Source organism: Janthinobacterium salmonicoloratum, from assembly GCF_051380845.1.
Classification (GTDB): Bacteria; Pseudomonadota; Gammaproteobacteria; order Burkholderiales; family Burkholderiaceae_D; genus Janthinobacterium; species Janthinobacterium lividum_F.
Window position 1 is genome coordinate 195,706 of record NZ_JBNYXV010000002.1, and the last position, 21,967, is coordinate 217,672.

Genomic DNA, 21,967 nt, shown 5'->3' on the forward strand with positions numbered 1-21,967 from the left:
TTTCATTCTGTCATTTTGCCGCAGCGGCCGGGCGCGGTTTCGGCGGGAGTACCATGCGCAGCGCATTCTGCACTTCCACCACGCCGGTGGCGTTATTGGCCTTCATGCCGATGCCATTGATGCGCGAGGCGCCCGTCAGGATATCGACAGGCACGTCCGTTTCCATTCTTTCCTCGTCCGGGAACACCGTCAGCGCTTCCGTCTTGACCGTCAGGTTCTGCGCCTTCGGGCTGGCCACGCGGTCGATCACGACCTTGCGGTGCAGTTGCAGCCGGGTATTGTCCTGGTCGATATGCGCCAGTTCCGCATTCATGTTCATCGGCGGCATGCCGGGCGTGAGCTTGCGCACGAAGGGCAGGTCGATATCGGACGAATCGTCCAGCGGATAATGCGTGAGCTTGGTGCCCGACACGATATAGCTGGGCTTACCCGTCAAATCCATGCGCACCAGGCTGAAATTGGTGATGAAATAGTCGGGCTCATCCAGATGCTTGCTGGCCGTGATGTCCAGGCTATTCTTGTTCATCACCTCGAGCAGCCAAAAGCTGCCCAGCGCGACAACAACCGCGCCCAGCACGGTAAAAATCATGCGCCAGCGATGGGCGCCTCCTGGCTTACGCATAGGGCTTCACTCTTTCAAAGGTCACTGGCGAGGCGGCGCGCCTCACTCCAGGAACGGCGCCATGACGCGCGCATAGTTGTCCTGGGCGCGCAGCAGGAATTCGCAGATCTCGCGCACCGCGCCGCGGCCGCCGCCGGCCTGCGTCACATGGTGCGCCAGCCCCTGCACTTCCGGACGCCCGCCCGGCACGCTGACGGCAAAGCCCACGCGTTTCAGGATGGGCGCATCGATGACGTCGTCGCCGATATAGCCGCATTGCTCTTCCGTCAAGCCCGTCAGGGCCAGCAGTTCGCGAAACGGCGTCAGCTTGTCATGGCCGCCCTGGTGCACATGGGTAATGCCCAGGTCTTGCGCGCGGCGCGCCGTGATGGCCGAGCGGCGCGCGCTGATGATGGCCGTCTGCACGCCCGATTCCTGCAGCAGCTTGATGCCCAGGCCATCATACACATTAAACGTTTTCATCATCTCGCCGTCCGGGCCGAAATGCAGGCTGCCGTCGGTGAGCACGCCATCGACGTCAAAGATCATCAGTTTGACCTTGGCCGCGCGCGCCAGGTTGTCCGCTACGCTATCCATCAGATCACCTTCGCTTGCGTCAGATCATGGATATGCAGTGCGCCCACCAGCTTGCCGTCGGCATCGACGACCAGCATCTGGTTGATGCGGAACTGCTCCATCACGGCCACGGCGTCCACGGCCAGGCGTTCGGGCGCGATGCTGCGCGGCTGCGCATGCATGACGTCGCGGATCGCCACTTGCGTGAAATCCTGCACGCGCTCGAACATGCGGCGCAAGTCGCCATCCGTAAACACGCCCACGGGGCGGTTGTCCGCGTCGACGACGGCCGTCATGCCCATGCCCTTCTTCGTCATTTCTTCCAGCGCCTGCAGCAAGGAAGCCTGCACGGGCACTTTCGGTACACGTTCGCCGCTGCGCATGACGTCATGCACGTGGGTGAGCAGGCGGCGGCCCAGGGCACCGCCCGGGTGCGAGCGGGCGAAATCTTCTTCCTTGAAGCCACGCAAATCGAGCAAGGCCACGGCGATCGCGTCGCCCAGGGCCAGGGTAACGGTGGTGCTGGCCGTCGGCGCCAGATTCAGCGGACAGGCTTCTTTCTCAACAGAAATATCCAGGTGCACGTCGGCCAGCTGGGCCAGGCTGGAGTTCGGTTTACCCGTCATGGAAATGAGCACGCCGCCCATGCGCTTGACGACGGGCATGATGGCCATCAGTTCCGACGATTCGCCTGAGTACGATATGGCAATAAAAGCATCGTCCGAGGTGACCATGCCCAGGTCGCCATGGGCCGCTTCGGCCGGATGCACGAACAGGGCCGGCGTGCCGGTAGAAGCGAGGGTGGCGGCAATCTTGCGCGCGATATGGCCAGACTTGCCGATGCCCGAGACGACGACACGCCCCTTGCATTGCAACAACATCGCCACGGCGCGGCCCACGCTGTCATCCGTGGCCAGGCGCGCGTGCAGCGCATTGATGGCGTCGGACTCGATCTGCAAGGTGGTACGGGCCAGCGCGACAGCGCGCTCGGTCGTCGCTTGCATGTCAATTCGATCAAAAGCTTTCAGCATTGTTTTTTCATGGGTTACACTCATGCCCAAAGTATAAACGAATTAGGAAAGCAAAAAACTTGCCAGTCACAACAAACAACGATTTCCATTGACCGTACCGGGCAACCCATGTTTTCCTCGCTTGAACTGACCCTGATGTTACTCGGCAGCGCCGTGCTGGGCGTGGTCGCTTTCAGAATGTTGCATTTGCCGCCCATGCTGGGCTACCTGGCCGTTGGCATCGTTATCGGCCCCCACGCGCTGGGCCTGGCAGCGGAAAACGAGGCCAGCCACACCCTGGCCGAGTTCGGCGTCGTCTTCCTGATGTTTTCCATCGGGCTCGAATTTTCTCTTCCCAAATTCCTCGCCATGCGGCGCATCGTCTTCGGCCTTGGCATGGCGCAGGTGGTCACCACCATCATCGCCACCGTCGTCTTCGGCTGGTTCGTCGGGCGCTACCTGTCCGCCTACATCCACCTGAGCTGGCAAGCCGCGTTCGCCCTGGGCGGCGCGCTGGCCATGTCGTCGACGGCCATCGTGTCCAAAATGCTCACGGAACGGCTGGAACTCGAAAGCGAACACGGCCGCAAGATCATCGGCATCCTGCTGTTCCAGGACTTGGCCGTCGTGCCCCTGCTGATCCTGATTCCCGCCCTCACGCGCGATTCCGACAACCTGGCCGAAACCCTGGCTTGGGCCGGCGGCAAGGCGCTGGTCGTGCTGATCTTGCTGCTGTTCATCGGCCAGAAACTGGTGCGCGGCTGGCTGACCATCGTCGCCAAGCGCCGCTCGCAAGAATTGTTCATGCTCAACCTGCTCCTGATCACCCTGGGCGCGGCCTGGATCACGGAACGGGCCGGGCTGTCGCTGGCCCTGGGCGCGTTTGTTGCCGGCATGCTCATTTCCGAAACGGAATTCAAGCACCAGGTGGAAGAGGATATCAAGCCCTTCCGCGACGTGCTGCTGGGCCTGTTCTTCATCACCGTCGGCATGCTGCTCAATATTCGCGTCGTGCTCGACAACTGGTGGCTCGTCCTGCTGCTGCTGTGCGGCCCCGTGCTGCTGAAATTCGCCCTGATCGCGGGCCTGGCCCGGCTGTTCGGGTCCAGCAACGGCGTGGCCTTGCGCACGGGACTGGGACTGGCGCAGGCGGGCGAGTTCGGCTTCGTGCTGCTGAACCTGGCTGGCGGCATCAAGCTGATGGATCCGTTCGTCGTGCAGGTGGTGCTGGCATCGATGGTGCTGTCGATGCTGGCGGCGCCCTTCCTCATCGCCAAGTCGGACGCCATCGTCATGAAACTGGCGGCCAACGACTGGATGATGCAATCCCTGGCGCTCACCAAGATCGCCACGCGCACCATGGCCTCGCAGAAACACGTGCTGATCGCCGGTTTCGGGCGCAGCGGGCAAAGCCTGGCCACCCTGCTGGCGGAAGAAAAAATCGATTACCACGCGCTGGACCTGGACCCGGAACGGGTGCAGGAAGCGCAACTGGCCGGCGCCCACGTCTCGTATGGCGACGCGGGCCGGCGCGAAAGCCTGGTGGCGGCCGGCATCTACCGGGCCAGCGCCGTGGTGATCACGTATGCCAACACGCCCTCGGCACTGAAGTTATTGCATTTACTTAAAGAAATGGCGCCGACCTTGCCCGTCATCGTGCGCAGCTACGACGATACCGACCTCGACCAGTTGAAGAAGGCGGGTGCGGCCGAAGTGGTGCCGGAATTGATGGAAGGCAGCCTGATGCTCGCTTCGCACGCGCTGATCATGATGGGCGTGCCCCTGCGCCGCGTGGTGCACCGGGTGCAGGCGGCGCGCGAAGAGCGCTATGCGTCCTTGCGCGGCTATTTCCACGGTTCCAGCGATACAGGCGACGATGCCGAGCTGGAACGCCTGCATACGGTCACCGTCAGCGAGGGCGCGCTCTGCGTGGGCTTGCCCTTGAGCACGATCGACGTGGCTGCCTGCGGCGCGTTTGTTACGGCCATCCGCCGCGGCCGCGGCCGCCTCGATGTCACCCCCGAGACGCAGCTGGCCAGCGGCGACGTGGTGGTACTGCGCGGCACGGCCGACGCCGTGGCCAAAGCCGAAACCTTGCTGTTGAAATAATTATTCGACCTGCGCCTGCCAGCTGATGACCTTGTTGCGGCCATCGGCCTTGGCCTGGTACAGGGCCTGGTCGGCGTGCGCCACCAGTTGCTGCGCCACCGTTTCGATCGGTAGCAGGGCCGCGCCCGCTTCCAGGCTGGCCACGCCGATCGATACACTGACCCACGCCTGCGCGCTGCCCGGCAAGTCAAACATGGTGCCGGCGATGCTGGCGCGGATGCGTTCGGCAACGAACGTCGCACTGTCGAGGTCGGCGTCGATCAGCAGCACGACGAATTCCTCGCCGCCGAAGCGTCCCAGCGCATCGGAGCGGCGCAACTCCGTGCGAATGCGGGTGGCCACTTCGCGCAGCACTTCATCACCGCCCTGGTGGCCATAGGTGTCATTGACCAGCTTGAAATGGTCGATGTCGATATACATGCATGAAATACAATAATTCTGGCGCCGCGCGCGGGCGATTTCTTCCAGCAGGCGGCGGTCGATATAGCGGCGGTTGTAGACGCCCGTCAGGGAATCGGTCAAACCGATGTATTTCAGCATTTCATTGCTGATCACGTTTTCCAGGCAAATGGCGATGATGGAAGCCATGTGCTTGATGAAATCCGTGCCCAGCGCGGGCGTAAAGCGCGTCACGTCGCTGCTGGCCAGGTTCAGGCTGCCAATCAGGCGCTTGTTGCGCAACAAGGGCACCAGCGCCACGCTGCGCAGGGGAACGTTGATCTGCGGAAAACGCGGGCCATGCACGGCCGCATCGAAGGCACCCAGCAGCGGTAACGGCGGCAAGGCCGCTTCGCCCTCGGCCACAGGCTTTGGTGCGGCAAAACCCAGCTCCGCCACAGCATGCACGAACAGCAACTGCGGAAAGGCGCTGAAATCGACGCCAAGCTTTTCCATCACCAGCACGATATCGTCATCCTCGTCGAGCAGGCTCAGGGTGACGCCGTCGAGGTCGGAAATCACGGGCAGGGTGCGGAAGATGGTGCCGATCAGTTCGGGAAACGTGGACGCGCCGACGATTTCCAGGTCGAACGCCTGGTGGCGGCACATGATGTCGTGGTTGCGCTCGACCTGTTCCAGCAGGAAAGCCATGCGCGCGCGCAAGGCCTGGTTTTCGGCTTCGAGGCTGGCAATGCGCGGGTCCGGCGGTATTGCTTGATTCATAGAAACCTTAAACCCTTCTGTACGGGCGCCATGCTTAAAATGCCAGTTCGAAACCGATATCCTGCCCCACCACGATACGCTCATCGCCGCCTTCGGTGACGATGGCGTTCATGCCGAAGCAGATGGCGCCGTCGAGCTCGGGCTTGGCGCGATAGCCATGCATGACGTCGAGCGGGTCCGGTCCGGGCACGCCCGTGGCCTGATCCACCGACGGGATCGGGCAGCGCGAGCACGGCTTGACGGGTTTTAACACGGTGGCGCCAAATTGCAGGAATGCCGCATAGTCTTCCTCGAAGGCGCCGATGTCGCCGATAACGAGGTTGGGCCGGAAACGGTTCATCGGCAGCGCCTCGCGGCCGGCGGCGCGCAGCTTGTCATTGACATCGGCTAGCGAGGCACTGCCGGCGATCAGCACCGGGTAGCCATCGGCAAACATGGTCGAGGCGGCCACGCCATCCGTCCAGGTGGTGCTGGTGGCGCGCACCACGTCCGGGTGAAAGCGCACCAGGCGGCAGGGCACGCCGATGGCGTTGGAAAACCAGGCGGCCGTGACTTCGTCGCAATCGTAGGCGCGCACGGTATCGTCCCACACTTGCACCTCCAGCATGGGCGCCAGTTGCGGATGCGGCAAGCCCAGTTCGATTTCCAGGCGCAGCATGCCCGGCGCGCGCAATTCCAGCGTGGTGGCCTTGATGCGCGGCACGATCAGCGCCATGCGCGGATGTTCGCGCTGGGTCAGGAAGCGGCCTTGCTCGTCCACCACCATCCATTCGCGGTCGAACACGTGCTCGCTCATCAGCCCTGAGCGCGTCAGGACCGCCTCGCGCAAATGGATGCCGGCGCACGATTTGATCGGATACAGGATGATGTCGGACAGGATAGCCATAGACAAGAGACAAGAGACAAGGAACAGTGTTGCTGCTTCTGCCTGGTAATTATTCAGAAACGAAGTATGGCAGCAAAGCGGGCAAGCGTAAATCAGCCAGGCTCAGCCAAAGAGGCTGAGCCTGGCACGGCAGTGATCAATAGGTGTAGAAGATACGCTGGATTTCTTGCGTACTGTTCGTTTTGGTCAAGGCCAGCATCAGCAGGATGCGGGCTTTTTGCGGGTTCAGGGTGTCGGACACGACACTGTCGAGTTCATCGTCGTTGGCCTCGCCATTGCGCGCCACGATGCCCTGGCCAACGCGGCTCGAACGCACGATCAGCACGCCCTTCTGGCGCGCTTCCACCAGGGCCGGCTTCATTTGCGCGGCCACGCTGCCATCGCCCACGCCCGCGTGGATGATGCCCTTGGCGCCGGCGGCAATGAAGGCGTCCATGCCGACACGGTTCATATTGGCGTAGCCATACACGATATCGACTTGCGGCAGGGCATCGAGCTTGCTGATGTCAAATTCCGATTCCAAGGTGTGCTTGCGCGTCGACTGGCGGTAAAAGAAGGCCTTGCTGCCCTGGATGTAGCCGAGCATGCCCAGTTCCGGCGACTTGAAGGTGTCGGTGGTCGAGGTATTGGTTTTGGTCACTTCGCGCGCGGCGTTGATCTGATCGTTCAAGGCCACCAGCACGCCCTTGCCCACGGCTTCCTTGCTGCCCGCCAGCATCACGGCGTTGTACAGGTTGATGGGCCCGTCAGCCGAGATGGCCGTCGACGGACGCATGGCGCCCACCACCACGACCGGCTTGTGGCTTTTCACGGTCAGGTTCAGGAAATATGCCGTTTCCTCGATGGTGTCGGTGCCGTGCGTGACGACCACGCCATCGACATCGTTCGAGGCCAGCAGCACGTTGATGCGCTTGGCCAGGGCCAGCCAGTGGCTATTGCCCATGCTCTCGCTGGCGATCTGGAACACTTGCTCGCCTTTCACATTCGCCACTTTTTTCAGTTCCGGCACGGCTGCGATCAGGCGCTCAACGCCCACGGTGGCCGAGGTGTAGCCGACGGTAGTGGTGCTGTCGGCGCCGCTGCCGGCGATCGTGCCGCCCGTGGCCAGAATCACCACGTTCGGCAATTTGACGGCCGCCTGCTGCGCGCGCGCGGGGGAAGCGGCGATAAAGCCCATCAGCAAGGTAGTCAGCATCAGCTGTGCACAAGAATGGAATTTGCGTGAAAACATGGTGCTCCTGTTCGGTGATGTGTCAAAGATAACAAAGTCGTGTGCAAATTATATGTCATCCGTGCGCGGGGAAATCCCGAATTCATGCGTATCGCGCAAACGTGCGCGCCTGCCCATGCGCTACAGTGGCGCCATGTCCACACTGCTCCCCTTCCGCTCTTGCCTCATCCTGCTGCTAGTCTTGATGACGCTCAACGCCTGCTCCACGCAAATCGAACTGCGCACGGCGGCGCAGCAGGAACAGTTCGCGCAGGAGGAGGCCAGCCGGGGCGACTGGGCGCAAGCCATGCGCAGCTACGCGGCCGCGGCCGACAATGTCGAGCTGGGCCGAGGCGACCTCGCTTGGCAGGCGCGGCTGCATCATCAGGCGGGACGGGCCGCCAGCGGGGCCTGCCGCTACGATGCGGCCGAATTTCATTTCCGCCAAGCCATCGCGCTGGCAAGGAAGATCGAACGGTCGGGCGCGCTCAGCTACAAGGCGCTGATCGACCAGTATGAACGCCAGGGCAAGGCGACGGAAGCCTTGGCCGTGCGCAATGAACTGGGCTTTCATCAATCGTGGGCACTGGGCGCCTTTGCCGACCTGGAATCGCTGCCGGTGGGCAAGCCTTGCGGAGTTCCTCGATGAACACCGCACGCACCTTGCTGGTCGCCTCCGCCCTCTTCGCCGCCATGGCACCGGCGCGCGCCGTCGAACCACCGCTGCCATTATGGGAAGCGGGCGTGTTTGGCGGCACGGCCGTCACGCCCGCCTATCCCGGCGCCAGCGAACGCTCGACACGCAGCCTGGCCCTGCCCTACCTGATTTACCGCGGGAAAGTATTACGCGCCGACCGCTCCGGCGTGGGCGCGCGCCTGCTCAACACGGAGCGGTTCGATGTCGATATCGGTTTTGCCTTGTCCTTGCCGGCCAGGTCCAGCGACGTGCCGGCCCGGCGCGGCATGCCGGACCTGGGCACCCTGGTGGAGTTTGGCCCGCGCCTGAAAATCAAGCTGGCCGAGCCAACGCAGCACAGCCGCCTGGGCCTGGAACTGCCCTTGCGCGCCGTCATCGAAGCGCGCGGCGGCCTGCACCGCCAGGGCGCCACGTTCGAGCCGCGCTTCGTGTATGCGCTGCAAGGCGAGCAGCAGGCATGGAATGTCGATGCCAGCCTGGGCGCCGTGCTGGGCAATGCCGCCATCAACGATTACTTTTATGGCGTCAGCCCCGCGTTTGCCACCGGTCAGCGCCCGGCGTATGCGGCAAAAAGCGGCTTGATGCTCACGCGGCTGGGCCTGGGCGGTTCGTACCGGCTGCAGCGGGACTGGCGCGCCTTTGCATTTTTGCGTTACGACAACTACACAGGCGCCGCCAACCGCGCCAGCCCCTTGCTGCGCCAGAACAGCGGCACCTCGGCCGGCGTCGGCCTGCTGTGGACGTGGCAACGCTCGGACAGCCTGGCACGGGGCCCGGACGATTAGCGACTAGCCGGCTTAAAAGTCCGTCGTGGCCGACAGCATGACCGTGCGCGGCGCCCCCAGGCCCAGGCTGGTCCATTGCGGCAGCGCCCAGTACGCCCTGTTGCCGACGTTCGTCACGCTGGCGCGCACGGTCAGGGGCCGGCCGGCAGCCTGCGTCGCATAGCGGGCGCCCAGGTCAAACACGGTACGGCCCGGCACGGACATCGAATTGTCGGCATTGATGTATTGCTTCGATGCCGCCGTCGCGTTCGCCGTCAGGGTCACGCCGGGGATGGCGGGCGTATCCCACTCGACGCCCAGCTTGGCTTGCAGCTTGGGCACGCCCGTTGCCTGCTTGCCCTGGTTGCTGCCGCCCGCCGTCTTGCTCAAGACCGGGTCGACATACGCCACGCCGCCCATCAGGCGCACGTCGCGCAGGGGCGAACCGAAGAAGCCCCAGTCGATGCCGCGGTTGCGCTGTTCGCCGCCGAACGAAAAGATGTTGCTGACGGGATCGACATAGCTGCTGGGCCGCTTGATTTCATACACGCTGACCGTATGCGCGAACTCGCCAAGGTCGACCTTGACACCCAATTCCGCCTGCTTCGACTTGTACGGCGCAAAGACTTCGCCCGCATTGGCCGCCGTCAACGGCGCCGTGGCGCCCTGGCTCAAGCCTTCGATGTAATTACCGTACAGGGAAACCGTTTTGCTCGCCTTGACCAGCAGGGCGATGGCGGGCGTGGTGGCGCCCTCGTCATAGCGCGAGGTGCGCGCCCCCGTCTTGATGTTGAAGTTGTCGCTGAGCACTTCCTGGCGGCGCAAGCCCACCGTCAGCTGCACCTTGTCTTGCGCAAAGGAAAGCGTGTCGACCAGACCGACACTGGCCAGGCGCAATTCCGCCTTGGAAATCTGCGGCGCCTCGAAACGCGTCGCCGGTCCCCAGACGGGCTTATAGATATTCGTGATCCAATCTTTCGCCAGGGTATTGCGGCGCCCATACTGCTTGTCTGTATGGTGATAATAGGTGGCGTTGACGGCCCATTGATGGCCGATCTCACCCGTGCGCAGCTTGCCCCGCAAGCCCACTTCCGCCGACTGCTTTTCCACGTCAAAACCCAGGTCGGCAAGATTGGTGCGGTAGTCGCCGGCCGTGTTGAATACCTGGATCAGGTACGCGCCCGTCGACTGGTAGTCGGCCCGGCTGGCGCCCAAGGCGGCATACGCCATCACCTGCTCGCTCACGTCCAGCTCGCCGCGCAGCATGGAGCCCTTGTCCTTGGTATCGTAAAACGCCCAGCTGGGATTGAGCAGGGTTTCCGCCTTCGGCGGGCGCGGCACGGGCAAGCCGGCGGCCAGGTTGACGCCCCGGTTCAAGCCATCGGCGCGGTCCTCGCTGTGGTACAGGTCGGCGGACAGGCGCGCGCCGTTGCCACGCCAGTCGAGGCCCACGGAGACGAGCCGGGTCTTCTTTTTCTGGTGGTCGATGGCGCCTTCGCCGTCGCGGTAGACGCCGTTGACGCGGATGCCGAATTGTTTATTCTCGCCAAAACGCTGGCCCAGGTCCACATGGCCTCCCCATTGAGAGTCCGACATGTACGAGGCCGTCACGCGCGCCAGCGGCGTATCGCCCGCGCGCTTGGGCACGAGGTTGATGCTGCCGCCTACCGAGCCGCCCGGTGGCATGCCGTTGAGCAAGGCCGACGGCCCCTTCAACACCTCGATGCGTTCGAACATTTCAGGCGAGGTGCGGTAGTAGGGCGAGATGCCGTACAGTCCGCCAAACGCCACGTCGCCGATATTCGAGCTGAAGCCCCGTATCGAATAATTTTCGCCAATGATGCCCGTCATGCCGCTGCTGAAGACGGTAGGATCGGTCGCGGAAATCACATCGGTGATGTCGCGCGCCTGCCGGTCTTCAATGAATTTATCCGTATAGCTGATGGTGTTGAAGGGCGTTTCCATGAAATCCTTGTCACCCAGGAACCCCACGCGGCCGCCGGACGCCACTTGGCCACCTGCGTAGGCATCCGTCACTGCGCTGCCCTTGCCCCACACCGTCACGGCCGGCATGGTGGCGGCGGCCTCTGCCGCTGCACTCAGCGCCGGTTCGCGGCGCAGCGTATAGCTGCCATTGCCCTCGCGCACGGCCAGCAAGCCGTGGCCACGCAACAATGCATGAAAACCTTCGGGCACGCTGTAGCTGCCGGACAGGCCGGCGCTGTTCTTGCCTTGCAGCAGGCTAGCCTCAACCGTCAATTCGATGCCCGCCGCCGCCGCGAAAGTGTTGAGCGCCAGGCCCAGTGCACCGGCCGGCACGTTGAATGCTTGCCGGGCCTGGCCCGCCCCCGCTTGCGCGTAGGCCGGCGTGGCCGCCACGCCCAGCGCCCCCACGGTCAGGCCTGTGATCAGCGCCAGGCGCACGGCGGTAGCGATACAGCTCAGGTTCAAAACGGGAAGGTGGCGCGTTGCCATGCGTTTGCTCATACGGTAAATCCTTTCAGATGGGTGATTGCTTGTTCTCACCCTATCTCCCGAACGAAAAGGCAAAATCCTCAATCTAAATACGAATCATTACGAAAATACGGTATCACTGGTAACCCTTGAGCACATCGTCGATCACCCGTTTCAACGACGTCACGCTGGCCGCCGTGATGTACCAGGCGTCGGCATCGACGAAGACCACGCGACCGTTCTTCCAGGCATTGGTCTGACGTAACAGCGGATTGGCCATCTGCTCGGCCGTCATGACGGGCCGGTGTTCCATCACGGCCGTGCGGTCCACAACATAAATAATGTCGGGATTGGCTTGCTGGATGAACTCGCTGGAAATCGGCTGACCATGCAAGCCCGCCTCGATGGCCGAGCTGGCAGGTTTCACGCCCAGCGCGTCGAAGACAAAACCGTAGCGCGACTGCACGCCGAAGGAACTGAAGGCGCCGTTGTTGTGCAGCACGATGAGCGCCTTCTCGGGACGGTCCTGCGTCACCTTGCGCGCGTCCGCCACCCTGGCGTCAAGCTGCTGTGCTTTCAGGCTGGCGATGTCTTCCTTGCCGAAGATGCGTCCCAGGGTCAGCAAGTGCTGCTTGACAACCTCGATGTGCTGGCTCTCGCTGTTCTGGTAATCCACGTCGAAATGCAACGTGGGCGCGATCTGGCTCAGTTCCTTGTAGTGATTGGCCTGGATCGACGTCATCAGCACCAGGTCCGGCTGGAGCGCATGGATATGTTCGAGATTCGGTTGCACGATGGCGCCCAGGTCGCGGATGGCCTGGTCATCCTTGTAGCGCTTGAGGAAATGCGGCACGTAATCCTTCACCATGCCGGCCACTGGCACGCCCAACTGGTCGAGGAAATCGACTTCGTTCATGTCGAGCACGGCCACCCTCTGCGGACGCCTGTCGATCACCGTCGTGCCCAGTTTATGCACGATGGTGATGGGAGCGAACGCCGGCTGCGTAGCCGAGGCGGCAGGCGCTGGCGGTGCACTCGCCCTCTTTTCGGTGCAGCCTTGCAGGGCGGCCATGGCGGCAAGCAGCACGGCCAGCGCGCAGCGGGATTTGTTCCAGATCATCTCAAGCTCCTGTAGGGGTAAAGTAATTGCAGACGCAGCCGCGTTCATTGCGCACGATGTCGAAATCGATGTCGTACAACGCGCGCAAGCGTTCCTCGGTAACGACCTCGTGCGCGGGGCCAGAAAAGCGCACGGCGCCGCCCTGCATGGCGACGATGTGGTCCGAATAATTGGCGGCGAAATTGATGTCGTGGATCACCAGGATCACCGTGCGCCCCTGCTCGTCGCACAGGCGGCGCAGCGCGCGCATGATCTGCACGGCGTGCTTCATGTCGAGGTTGTTGAGCGGTTCGTCGAGCAGCACAATATCCGTCTGCTGGGCAATCGTCATGGCCAGGAACGCCATCTGCCGCTGGCCGCCGCTCAGTTCATCGACGTAGGCGGCGCGCAGGCCTTCCAGCGACAAGAAGGCGATGGCCTCGTCGATGGCGTGCCGGTCCTGCGGCGTCAAGTTACCTCGGCTGTAGGGGAAGCGGCCGAAGGCGACCAGCTCTTCCACAGTCAGGCGCAACTGAAAATCGGGCGACTGACGCAGGGTGGCCACTCGTCGTGCATAGTCCTGGACCTTGATATGCGCGATGCTGCGTCCGCCCACCGTAATGTCGCCGCCGCTCGGCTCAAGCAGGCGCGCAATGAGCATCAGCAAGGTCGTCTTGCCGGCGCCGTTGGGGCCGATCAAGGACGTCACCGTCCCCTTGGGAAACTGCGCGCTGACGTTGGCCAGCACGCGCCGGGCGCCGTAGCTTTTTTCGATATGGTTGACGTGGATCATGCGGTGCCTCGGGTGCGGACCATGAGCGCGAGGAAATACGCGCCACACACCAGGTTGACGAGGATGCCGACCGTGGTCCGGTAATTAAAAACATGTTCGACCAACAGCTGGGCGACGAGGAAGATGGCGACGGCGATGGCGCAGCCCAGCGGCAAGGTGGCGCGGTGGCGCGCCGTACGGGCCAGGGCGTAAGTCGTGTTCGCCACAAAGATACCCATGAAGGCCGTGGGCCCCAGCAAGCTGGTCGACACCGCCACCAGCACGGCGATCAGCGCCAGCTGCGACTGCACCATGCGCCGGTAATCGATACCGAGCGAGATGGCTTGCTCGCGGCCCAGCGCCAGCACGTCGAGCGCCGGCAAAGTTTTCACCACGGCTACGCAGGCGGCGCCCACCAGCAAGGCCGAGTACAGCAATTGCGCGGGCTGCGCCTTGTTGAACGATGCCTGGCTGAACCCCTGCAAGATGGCAAACTCGCCAGGGCTGATGCGCAGCTGGATGAACTGGGTGAAGGTGCCGATCACCATCGTCAGCACGAATCCCAGCAGCAACAGGAAGTACACGTTGTTCTTGCCATCACGAAACAACCAATAGTGGATGGCCCAGGAATACGCCAGCATCAGCGCGATGGACAGCACGAAGTTGCCGTTCTGGCCCAGCAGCACCACGCTGTGCATGCCCATCGCGAGGATCAGCAGCGATTGCAGCAGCAGATACACGGCTTCATAGCCCATGACGGCCGGCGTCAGTATCCGGTTGCCGGCGATGGTCTGGAAAACAATCGACGACACGGCCACGCAAACGCCGCCGATGACGATGGCGGCCAGCCGCGCCAGGCGCTTCGGGATAACGTAATCAAAGTCAAAATTTGCGCCGATGAAGAGGAACGCCAGCGCCAGGGCAAAGACGGCCAGCCACAGCGTCCGCTGCTTGAATATGCGCCTCATCGCCGCCCCCGGACGATCAATACGAGGAACAGCAGCCCACCCACGCCGCCCGCCGTCAGGCCGATCGGCACCTCGAAAGGATAGATCAGCAATCTCCCGGCGATGTCGCAGGCCAGCAGCAGCGAAGCGCCGCCCAGCGCGACGATAGGCAGGGTGCGGCCCAGGTTGTCGCCATGGCGCAAGGCCACCAGGTTGGGGATGGCCAGCCCGACAAACGGGATCGCCCCCACCGTGATCACCGTGGCCGCCACCGTGACGGCCACCAGCATCAGGCCCAGCGCCACCGTACCCGCATAGTTCAAGCCCAGGCTGGTGGCCATGCCCTCGCCCATGCCCAGCACGGTAAAACGCTGCGCGTACAAATACGTGAGGGCAACGATGGGCAGGATCAGATAAATGATTTCATAGTTGCCCTGCACGATCCGCGAAAAATCACCGAGCAGCCAGCCCTGCATGCTTTGCAGGATGTTGTGGCGGTAAGCATAAAACTCGGCAACGGCACTGAGCACGCCGCCATACACGAGGCCGATCACGGGCACCAGGATCGTGTTCTTGAAACGGATGCGGCGGATCAGCGCCACATAGATCAAGCTGGCGGCAAAGCAAAAGACCAGCGCGAATGCCATCTTGCCGGCCGTGCCCGCTGCGGGAGCTACCGTCAGCGCAACGAGGATGCCCAGCTTGGCAGCGTCGAGACCGCCCGAGGTGGCCGGTTCGACAAACTTGTTGCGCACGATGTGCTGCAGGATGACGCCGCACACGGACAGGCCCACGCCCGTCAGCACCAGCGCCGCCAGGCGCGGCAGCCGGCTGGCCGTCAGGGTCAGCCATGCATCGTCGGACAGCGCGCCGGACAGCGCGTCGGAAGACAACGATGGCGACAACAGCTGTGCCCACTCCATCTGCCTGGCGCCGACCAGCAGCGAAGCAGCGCACAGCAGAAAAAACAGGAAAAACCAAGGCGCGCGTGTCAAATGCCGGACTCCGTTCCAGGCTGGCGCGCGGGCGCGGCGATGCGCCACCCCTTGGCCGCCTGGCGCTGGGCCAGGAAGTGCGCATACAGCCCGTCCTGGGTGCGCAGGGTGGCTGGTGCACCCTGCTCGCGGATCGTGCCGCCATCGAGCGCGACAATCTGGTCGGCCATGGCCACCGTCGACAGCTGGTGGGCGATGACGATCACCGTGCGCTTGCCGCGCAACCGCGCCAGCGCCTCGGCGATGGCCGCCTGGTTTTCCGCGTCGAGCGCGGCCGTCGCTTCATCGACCAGCAGAATAGTCGCATCCTTGATCAGTGCGCGGGCGATGGCGATGCGCTGGCGTTCGCCACCGGACAGGCGCGCGCCGCCCTCGCCCACCGGTGTCGCGAGTCCCTGCGGCAGTCTGGCGATGATTTCGGCCACGCCCGCCTGGCGCGCCGCGTCCATCACCTCGGCATCGGTCGCGCCCGGCTTGCCGAGGCGGATGTTGTCGGCGATGCTGCCCTGGAACAGATAACTGTCCTGGAATATCTGGCTGATCTGGCCAGCCAATTGCTCGCTGGACATATCGCGCACATCGATGCCACCCACCAGCACCGTGCCTGCACTGGCGTCAAAGAAGCGCGCGATCAGGCGTACCAGGGTCGTCTTGCCGGAGCCGGAAGCGCCGATCAGCGCCGTCATGCTGCCCGGCGCAATCTGCAGGTTGATGTCCGTCAATACGTCGGGCTGGTCCTGTGCATAGCGAAAGCGCACATTGCGCAACTCGACAGCACCATCGCGCGGCGCTTGCGGCTTGTGTGCTTCCGGCAGCGGCTGTACGGCGAAAATATCGCGCGCCGCATCGAGCGGGCCGCGCGCGCCGCGCAGCACTTCGCCATAGCTGGCCACTTCCTGCAGCGGGTCGACAAAGCGCACCACCAGCAACAGGGCCACGATGACGGCGACGGCGCCTGCTGGAGCCACTGCCGCACCGAGCAGACTGCTCAGCCACAGCGCGGTGGCGGCCAGCAAGGCGGCGAAGATGGCTTGCACGGTCCAGGCGTTGAGCACCGACGACAGGGCCGACAGGTAGATGAGCCGTGTGCCGGCGTGGCGCTGCTCGTCGATGGCTTGCTGCAGGAAACGCGTACCGCCACCACCATCGCCGTGACCTTGGAAGGCGCGCAAAACGGATTGCGCTTGTGCAAACTCCACCAGGCGCTGGCTGGTCTGGGCAAAATGATGTTGATAGGCATCGTCGGCGCGCTGGCCCAGGTGCGCCGTCAGCCGCAAGGCGCCGGCCAGCAGGGGCAGCGCCAGCAGCGCCAGCACGCCCAGTTGCCAGTGCAGCGCGAACAGCGCGGCCACGAGCACCAGGGGCGTGACGGCGCCGCAGATCACGGGCGTCAGCACGTGTGCCGGTAGCTGGGCAACATTCATCATGCCCTGCGTGATGACGTGGCCCAGTTTTGCCGTGTTCTCCGGCGTGAACCAGCCGACGGGGAGGCGTGCCACGTGGTCGCCCAGGCGCTGGCGCGCCCCTTGCAGCACCGTCACGCCCACGCGCACGCCCGCTTTTTCCACCTGGCGCCGCCAGGCCCAGCAAGCGACCAGCCCGGCCAGCAGCACGATTAGCCACAAGGCCGCACCGCCCGTATCGCCGCCCAGCAGCCGGCCCAGGGCCAGCACCAGCGCCGTGATCGTCAAACCACTGAGCACGCCATACGCGACGGCCATGGCACAGTAGCGGCGGAACACGGGCGCATCGTCGCCCAGCAATTGTATGAAAGTCTTCAGCATGACGGGGTCGCCCCTTCCTGGGTATCCTGATAGCCGCCCAGCGCCCACAGTTGCGCATAGCGGCCCTTGTGGGCGAGCAAGTCGGCATGGCTGCCCTGCTCGACGATGGCGCCGTTCTCGACAACGACGATGTGGTCGGCGTGCATGATGGTGTCGAGCCGGTGCGCGATCACCAGCAGGGTGCGGCCTTGGGCAAAGCGCGACAGCGCATCCTGGATCGCCACTTCGTTTTCCGCATCGGCCGCAGCCGTTGCTTCATCGAGCACCAGCACGGACGGGTCGAGCAGCACGGCGCGGGCGATGCTGACGCGCTGCAGCTCGCCGCCGGACAGTTGCGCATCCTCGCCGATCACGGAATCGTAGCCACGTGGCAGGGCCAGGAGGCGCTCGTGGATGTTCGCCAGGCGCGCCGCCTCTTCGATCTCGTGTGCGCTGGCCGATGGCCGGCCCAGCGCGATGTTCTCGCGCACGCTGGCGTGGATCAGCCGCACTTCCTGCAGCACGAAACCGATGCGCCGGTACAGCTCGGGCGTGGCGATGTGCCGCAGGTCGACGCCACCGAGGGTGATGCGCCCTTCGGTGGGGTCGAAAAAGCGCAGCAGCAGCCGCGCCAGGGTCGACTTGCCGGAACCCGAAGCGCCGACGATGGCCGTCACCGTGCCAGGACGCAAAGTCAACGTGATGTCCGACAGCACCTTGTTGTGTCCATCGTAGGCATAGCCCACACGCTCCATGCGAATCTCCGTTCCGTTGGGCAATTGCTGCTGGTCTGGCGCCGGCTGCGCCAGCACGGGCGTGTCGAGCAAGGCTTGCACACGCTGTGCCGCGCCCGTGGCGTTATTGAGGTCGTGCGTCAGGTAATGCAGTAGCAGCATCGGCGCGGAAATACCGGGGGCCACCAGGGCGAACGGCAGGATATCGACGGGCGCCATCCAGCCCAGAACCACGAAGAGGGTGCCGGCGATCACCACCACGCCCAGCACAGCAACAGGCGCGATCAGCGCGTTGGCGTTGGCCATCGAGCCCACCAGCGGGCGCGTAAATGCGGCGAACGCCTCGGCAAACGCATCGACGGCGGCGCGATAGCTGCCATGCGCGCGTCCTGTGGCACCGAAGGCCTTGACCACGGGAATGCCGTTGACGAACTCCACCACGGCATTGTTGATGCGCCCCATGCCGGCGACGAATTGCTCCATATTGCTCCCGCTGGCCTTCATGGCGCGGCCGAAGAACAGGAAGAAGCCAGGAAATGGCAGGATGGCGATGAGGGCCAGGTGCCAGTCCATGGCGAACAGATAAATGATGGAAATGGCGATGGCGCCCACGGCGCGCGCCGTCGTCGTGTAGAAGTGGGCCGTGAGGCTGTGCAGGGTATTGATGTCATCCTGCATTGCCTGCTTGACCTCGCCCGAGGCCCGGCTGGTGAACCAGCCCAGCGGCACTTGCCCCAGGCGCTGCATGGCTTGCAGGCGCAATTGATGGGTGAGGCGGTTGTCGGCCAGATGCGCGGCCAGCTCGCCCAGCGAGATCAGGGCCATGCCGGCAAACAGGCAAGCAACGCTGGCGATGATGAGCTGCCACACCGCGCCGTGCGCCAGCGCAGGGTCCAGGGCCATTTTCGCCAGTTGCGCGATGCCCGCCAGCGGCACCAGGGTAAGCATGGAACCCGTGCCGGCGAGCAACGCAGCGGCGATCAGGCGTCCGCGGATGGGGTACAGTATCCGGCTGATCGGACCGGCTTGGCGGCTTTGGCTACTCATGGGGAAAACGGGAAAAAACGTGCATAAGGTCTCTGAATAAAGGTGGCTCTCACCCTATATCCCGAACGAGAATGCCAAACCCTCAATCGCGCATGCGAAATTGTCAGGCAGCAGCCTGGGGCATGGCTTGAACCGTCACCCAGTAGCGCGTGCGCGCCAGGATTTGCACGGGCAAGGCCAGCGCCAGGTTATGCAGCGCGCGGTCCGTGTCGCGCAAGGAAAACACGCCGTTGACGGTCAGGCTGGCCACGGCCGGGTCGCAGCGCAGCAGGCCGGGGCGATAGCGGGCCAGTTCCGCAAGCAGCTCGTCCAGGCGCATGTTGTCGGCCACCAGCACGCCCTTCGTCCAGGCCGCCGCACTGGCCGGCACGGGGGCGGCCGATTGCACGATGTCCGCCGAGAAGATGGCACTGTAGCCGGTGGCGACGCCCACGGCGTGGCCGGGCGCATGCGCGAGGCGTATCTCGACGGCCCCCTCGAAGACGGCCACGCGCGACGTGTATTCGTCTTGTCGTAAAGTAAAACGCGTGCCCAGCGCCTGCACCGTGCCGTGGCGGCCCTGCACTCGGAAAGGCCGCTGTGCCGGATCGGGATCGTGGGCCGTGGTAACGAGGATTTCGCCGGTGCGCAGGATCAGCAAGCGCTCGCTGGCGTCGAAGCGCACATCGATGGCGGAAGCGGAAGCGAGCATCACGTGCGTACCGTCGGGCAAGGTAATCTCGCGGATCTCGCCCGTGCCGGTGCTATGCCCTGCCGTGGCCACTTGCCAGGCATCCGTGCCGCGCAGCATGTACGCCATGCCGCCCACGGGCAGCAGCACGGCCAGCAGCTTCAGGGCACGGCGACGGTTCAGGTAGGCGGCCGGCGCCGGTTCGCGCAGCGCGTGCCGGGCCGCATCGCGCGGCACGCTGTGCAGCTTGCCCTCGAACGCTTGCAAACGCTGCCAGGCGAGGGCGTGATGCGGATGGGCGGCGCACCAGCGGGCACAGGTGGCCCGGTCTTCGTCGCTGGCGTCATCGGACCACAGGCGCGCCATCCACTGGGCCGCCTGCTGCACGATGGCGGGCGCAATCACCACCTCCATGACTCAGGCGTCCGGCGCATGCAAGGCTTGGTAGCAGGCCAGCAAACCGGCGGCGATGTATTTTTCGACGGACGAGACGGACACCTGCAATTCGGCAGCGATGTCGCGGTAGCTCAAGCCGTCGAGTTTGCACAGCAACAAGGCTTTGCGCGCCTTGGCGGGCAACTGGTGCAGCACGGCATCGATTTCCGTCAGCGCCTCGATCACCAGCGCGCGCTCTTCCTCGGACGGGGCCAGCGCTTCGGGCACCAGGGCCAGCACTTCCAGGTAGGCCGCCTCGATCTGGCGGCGGCGGTACAGGTCGATGACCATGCCGTTGGCGATCTGCGTCAGGTGACGGCGCGACTCCCCGGCCGGCGGCACCCTGCCCGTCTTCATCAGGTGCAGGTACACGTCGTGCGCCAGGTCGGCCGCATCGAAGGCATTGCCCAGCTTGCGGCGCAGCAAGCCACGCAGCCAGTGATGGTGGTCGGTGTACAGACTGCTGACTTGCTGCTGAAGCGCTAACTCGGCGGTGCTCACGATACCCTTCCTGTCGCCAACGGCCGGCAAGAACAGGCGCATCGGATTATAAATGAGAATTATTCTCATTGTACGCGGAGTGACAAGGAAAGCGCAATACGGCGATGGGCAGCAAGCGCTGTCAGTCCTGCTGCCGGACGGGCCTGAGCAAGCTGAAGGCGGCCCACAGCGAAGGCCGGTAGACATGCAGTGCCAGCGCCAGCAGCACGCCCCACGCCAGCGGAGCAAACAGCCCCATGCGCTGGGCAAAAAAAGCGTGGCCTATCGCCAGCAGCGACAACAGCAGGGCACTCAGGTACAGCGAGCGGCGCGGCAGCGGACGCCAGACGCGCATGCCCAGTTCCGTCTTGACGACAAAATACACGAGAAAACCCAGCAGCTGCGACACGGCGGCGCCTGTGGCGCCACAGCGCGGCACCAGCACGGCGCCCGCCAGCAGCGTGCCCAGCAAGCCAGCCGCAAAGGCGGCGATGGAGAATGCAGGACGGCGGGCCAGATTGATGCCGACACCGGTCACTTCCGCCAGGGCATACAGCAGCGGCTGGCCTACGGTGGCCACCGCCAGGTACGCGACGCCATGATAGTTGGGAGGCAACACCCATCCGATCAGCCAGGCCAGGGTGCCCACCAGGCAGAAACCCACCACCACGATGGCCAGCGCATGGCGGCAAATGGCCGCAATATTCGACAGGTCGCCGCCGGCCGCAGCCCATTTGTGTACTTGCGGTATCCAGACAATAGTAAAAATCGACTGCACCAGCCAGGCGCCAGTGGCCACGCGCGTGGCCAGCGCATAAATACCGAGTTCATCAAAGCCGGCAAAGAAACGCAGCAAGCCCAGGCCGGCCGACAGCATGGACAGGTAGCCAATGGCGCTCACCAGCAGGGGCCCCGCCTCGGAAAGCAGGCGCCGCAGCAACACCCGGTCCACGGCGGCGCTCCAGGCATGCGCCAGCGATGCGCGCGCATGCCACAACAGCCATAGCGTGACCAGCCAGGTGGTGGCCACGACCAAGCTTGCCAGGTGTACGAAATTACGCTGCGGATCCCACCACAGCACAGGCAGCAGCATCAGCAGCGACATTTTCGGCAATACCTGCGCCAGGCTGAATACCCAGGCGCGCTCCTGCATGCGAAAGAGCTGCGCGAGCAGGCGATTGGCCAGGGCGCTCAGCATGCCAGCAGCGAACAGGACAGCCAGTGCAGGTTGCGCAACATCAAATAACAGTTGCGCTACCGGCGCGGCAAACAGCAGTACCAGCGCGAGCGCGACAGGCGCCAGCAGCACGGCTGGCAGCAGGCACGCTTTCAGCAAGCCGCTACGCGCGGTGCTGTAATGGTATTCATGCAGGAAGGCCTTATCCAGCCCCAGCGACAGCAGCAAACCGGCCACCGTGCACGCGGTCATGAAGAAATCCAGCTTGCCGATGTCGGCAGGCGGAAACAGCCAGGCCACGGCAGGCACGGTGGCAAGGCTGCACAGCAGCGACAGGATGGGGCCGGCTGAAAAACCCGCGAGACGGGTCAGCCACATCG

General features: G+C 64.1%; 19 protein-coding genes. 3 read left to right on the top strand and 16 right to left on the bottom strand.

Going from position 1 to position 21,967, the window contains the following annotated elements; genetic code table 11:
- Nucleotides 1–10 precede the first annotated feature (10 nt).
- The 3 genes from lptC to ACQ4WY_RS14060 are packed head-to-tail and all read right to left on the bottom strand — an operon-like array spanning nucleotide 11 to nucleotide 2,232.
- Entirely contained in the window at nucleotides 11–622 is a 612-nt protein-coding gene (lptC, locus tag ACQ4WY_RS14050) for an LPS export ABC transporter periplasmic protein LptC (RefSeq protein ID WP_353659108.1), read from the bottom strand.
- Nucleotides 623–664: 42 nt separating this feature from the next.
- Complete coding sequence (locus ACQ4WY_RS14055) at nucleotides 665–1,198, bottom strand: KdsC family phosphatase (RefSeq protein WP_034778379.1); 534 nt, start codon at nucleotides 1,196–1,198, stop codon at nucleotides 665–667.
- The gene (locus ACQ4WY_RS14060; protein ID WP_436504643.1) at nucleotides 1,198–2,232 is read right to left on the bottom strand and encodes a KpsF/GutQ family sugar-phosphate isomerase; all 1,035 of its coding nucleotides are present in this window, start codon (nucleotides 2,230–2,232) and stop codon (nucleotides 1,198–1,200) included. The genes ACQ4WY_RS14055 and ACQ4WY_RS14060 overlap by 1 nt, the downstream gene beginning before the upstream one ends.
- A gap of 84 nt (nucleotides 2,233–2,316) precedes the next feature.
- Here ACQ4WY_RS14060 and ACQ4WY_RS14065 point away from each other — a divergent pair, with 84 nt between their 5' ends.
- On the top strand, nucleotides 2,317–4,296 hold the full coding sequence (locus ACQ4WY_RS14065; RefSeq protein WP_436504644.1) for a cation:proton antiporter domain-containing protein: 1,980 nt from the start codon (nucleotides 2,317–2,319) through the stop codon (nucleotides 4,294–4,296).
- Here ACQ4WY_RS14065 and ACQ4WY_RS14070 read toward each other — a convergent pair whose 3' ends face one another.
- From ACQ4WY_RS14070 to ACQ4WY_RS14080, 3 genes are all read right to left on the bottom strand, one after another.
- Nucleotides 4,297–5,457: a GGDEF domain-containing protein gene (locus tag ACQ4WY_RS14070; RefSeq protein ID WP_353659112.1), complete on the bottom strand. Its 1,161-nt coding sequence runs from the start codon at nucleotides 5,455–5,457 to the stop codon at nucleotides 4,297–4,299.
- A gap of 34 nt (nucleotides 5,458–5,491) precedes the next feature.
- Nucleotides 5,492–6,343 (bottom strand): MOSC domain-containing protein, encoded by an 852-nt coding sequence (locus ACQ4WY_RS14075; RefSeq protein ID WP_436504645.1) that lies wholly within the window; start codon nucleotides 6,341–6,343, stop codon nucleotides 5,492–5,494.
- A gap of 136 nt (nucleotides 6,344–6,479) precedes the next feature.
- A complete protein-coding gene (locus ACQ4WY_RS14080) occupies nucleotides 6,480–7,574 on the bottom strand; it encodes a type II asparaginase (protein WP_081344939.1) in 1,095 nt (364 codons plus the stop codon).
- Between the two features lie 133 nt (nucleotides 7,575–7,707).
- Here ACQ4WY_RS14080 and ACQ4WY_RS14085 point away from each other — a divergent pair, with 133 nt between their 5' ends.
- Both ACQ4WY_RS14085 and ACQ4WY_RS14090 read left to right on the top strand, forming a co-directional pair.
- Nucleotides 7,708–8,202, top strand: coding sequence for a hypothetical protein (locus tag ACQ4WY_RS14085; protein ID WP_436504646.1), 495 nt, complete (start codon nucleotides 7,708–7,710; stop codon nucleotides 8,200–8,202).
- Nucleotides 8,199–9,035: a MipA/OmpV family protein gene (locus ACQ4WY_RS14090; RefSeq protein ID WP_436504647.1), complete on the top strand. Its 837-nt coding sequence runs from the start codon at nucleotides 8,199–8,201 to the stop codon at nucleotides 9,033–9,035. The genes ACQ4WY_RS14085 and ACQ4WY_RS14090 overlap by 4 nt, the downstream gene beginning before the upstream one ends.
- 12 nt (nucleotides 9,036–9,047) lie before the next feature.
- Here the strand turns inward: ACQ4WY_RS14090 and ACQ4WY_RS14095 are convergent, their stop codons facing one another.
- From ACQ4WY_RS14095 to ACQ4WY_RS14140, 10 genes are all read right to left on the bottom strand, one after another.
- Nucleotides 9,048–11,501 carry a TonB-dependent siderophore receptor gene (locus tag ACQ4WY_RS14095; protein WP_436504648.1) on the bottom strand — a complete coding sequence of 818 codons (2,454 nt, stop codon included), beginning with the start codon at nucleotides 11,499–11,501 and terminating at the stop codon, nucleotides 9,048–9,050.
- 103 nt (nucleotides 11,502–11,604) lie between these two features.
- Nucleotides 11,605–12,588, bottom strand: a complete 984-nt coding sequence (locus tag ACQ4WY_RS14100; RefSeq protein ID WP_436504649.1) for a siderophore ABC transporter substrate-binding protein — start codon at nucleotides 12,586–12,588, stop codon at nucleotides 11,605–11,607.
- A gap of 1 nt (nucleotide 12,589) precedes the next feature.
- Nucleotides 12,590–13,360, bottom strand: coding sequence for an iron ABC transporter ATP-binding protein (locus tag ACQ4WY_RS14105; protein ID WP_436504650.1), 771 nt, complete (start codon nucleotides 13,358–13,360; stop codon nucleotides 12,590–12,592).
- Nucleotides 13,357–14,307, bottom strand: a complete 951-nt coding sequence (locus ACQ4WY_RS14110) for an iron chelate uptake ABC transporter family permease subunit (protein ID WP_436504651.1) — start codon at nucleotides 14,305–14,307, stop codon at nucleotides 13,357–13,359. Before ACQ4WY_RS14110 ends, ACQ4WY_RS14105 begins: the two co-directional genes overlap by 4 nt.
- On the bottom strand, nucleotides 14,304–15,281 hold the full coding sequence (locus ACQ4WY_RS14115; RefSeq protein ID WP_436504652.1) for an ABC transporter permease: 978 nt from the start codon (nucleotides 15,279–15,281) through the stop codon (nucleotides 14,304–14,306). Before ACQ4WY_RS14115 ends, ACQ4WY_RS14110 begins: the two co-directional genes overlap by 4 nt.
- Nucleotides 15,278–17,065 carry an ABC transporter ATP-binding protein gene (locus ACQ4WY_RS14120; RefSeq protein ID WP_436504653.1) on the bottom strand — a complete coding sequence of 596 codons (1,788 nt, stop codon included), beginning with the start codon at nucleotides 17,063–17,065 and terminating at the stop codon, nucleotides 15,278–15,280. The genes ACQ4WY_RS14115 and ACQ4WY_RS14120 overlap by 4 nt, the downstream gene beginning before the upstream one ends.
- On the bottom strand, nucleotides 17,059–18,825 hold the full coding sequence (locus tag ACQ4WY_RS14125) for an ABC transporter ATP-binding protein (protein WP_436504654.1): 1,767 nt from the start codon (nucleotides 18,823–18,825) through the stop codon (nucleotides 17,059–17,061). The genes ACQ4WY_RS14120 and ACQ4WY_RS14125 overlap by 7 nt, the downstream gene beginning before the upstream one ends.
- A gap of 103 nt (nucleotides 18,826–18,928) precedes the next feature.
- Entirely contained in the window at nucleotides 18,929–19,909 is a 981-nt protein-coding gene (locus ACQ4WY_RS14130; protein WP_436504655.1) for a FecR domain-containing protein, read from the bottom strand.
- 3 nt (nucleotides 19,910–19,912) lie between these two features.
- Nucleotides 19,913–20,431: a sigma-70 family RNA polymerase sigma factor gene (locus ACQ4WY_RS14135; RefSeq protein ID WP_436504656.1), complete on the bottom strand. Its 519-nt coding sequence runs from the start codon at nucleotides 20,429–20,431 to the stop codon at nucleotides 19,913–19,915.
- Nucleotides 20,432–20,552: 121 nt separating this feature from the next.
- A complete protein-coding gene (locus ACQ4WY_RS14140) occupies nucleotides 20,553–21,965 on the bottom strand; it encodes a lipopolysaccharide biosynthesis protein (RefSeq protein ID WP_436504657.1) in 1,413 nt (470 codons plus the stop codon).
- Between the last annotated feature and the right edge of the window lie 2 nt (nucleotides 21,966–21,967).

Coding starts and splice junctions, on each gene's coding strand:
- lptC (WP_353659108.1), bottom strand. CDS start 622: ATGCGTAAGCCAGGAGGCGCCCATCGCTGGCGCATGATTTTTACCGTG.
- ACQ4WY_RS14055 (WP_034778379.1), bottom strand. CDS start 1,198: ATGGATAGCGTAGCGGACAACCTGGCGCGCGCGGCCAAGGTCAAACTG.
- ACQ4WY_RS14060 (WP_436504643.1), bottom strand. CDS start 2,232: ATGAGTGTAACCCATGAAAAAACAATGCTGAAAGCTTTTGATCGAATT.
- ACQ4WY_RS14065 (WP_436504644.1), top strand. CDS start 2,317: ATGTTTTCCTCGCTTGAACTGACCCTGATGTTACTCGGCAGCGCCGTG.
- ACQ4WY_RS14070 (WP_353659112.1), bottom strand. CDS start 5,457: ATGAATCAAGCAATACCGCCGGACCCGCGCATTGCCAGCCTCGAAGCC.
- ACQ4WY_RS14075 (WP_436504645.1), bottom strand. CDS start 6,343: ATGGCTATCCTGTCCGACATCATCCTGTATCCGATCAAATCGTGCGCC.
- ACQ4WY_RS14080 (WP_081344939.1), bottom strand. CDS start 7,574: ATGTTTTCACGCAAATTCCATTCTTGTGCACAGCTGATGCTGACTACC.
- ACQ4WY_RS14085 (WP_436504646.1), top strand. CDS start 7,708: ATGTCCACACTGCTCCCCTTCCGCTCTTGCCTCATCCTGCTGCTAGTC.
- ACQ4WY_RS14090 (WP_436504647.1), top strand. CDS start 8,199: ATGAACACCGCACGCACCTTGCTGGTCGCCTCCGCCCTCTTCGCCGCC.
- ACQ4WY_RS14095 (WP_436504648.1), bottom strand. CDS start 11,501: ATGAGCAAACGCATGGCAACGCGCCACCTTCCCGTTTTGAACCTGAGC.
- ACQ4WY_RS14100 (WP_436504649.1), bottom strand. CDS start 12,588: ATGATCTGGAACAAATCCCGCTGCGCGCTGGCCGTGCTGCTTGCCGCC.
- ACQ4WY_RS14105 (WP_436504650.1), bottom strand. CDS start 13,360: ATGATCCACGTCAACCATATCGAAAAAAGCTACGGCGCCCGGCGCGTG.
- ACQ4WY_RS14110 (WP_436504651.1), bottom strand. CDS start 14,307: ATGAGGCGCATATTCAAGCAGCGGACGCTGTGGCTGGCCGTCTTTGCC.
- ACQ4WY_RS14120 (WP_436504653.1), bottom strand. CDS start 17,065: ATGCTGAAGACTTTCATACAATTGCTGGGCGACGATGCGCCCGTGTTC.
- ACQ4WY_RS14125 (WP_436504654.1), bottom strand. CDS start 18,825: ATGAGTAGCCAAAGCCGCCAAGCCGGTCCGATCAGCCGGATACTGTAC.
- ACQ4WY_RS14130 (WP_436504655.1), bottom strand. CDS start 19,909: ATGGAGGTGGTGATTGCGCCCGCCATCGTGCAGCAGGCGGCCCAGTGG.
- ACQ4WY_RS14140 (WP_436504657.1), bottom strand. CDS start 21,965: ATGTGGCTGACCCGTCTCGCGGGTTTTTCAGCCGGCCCCATCCTGTCG.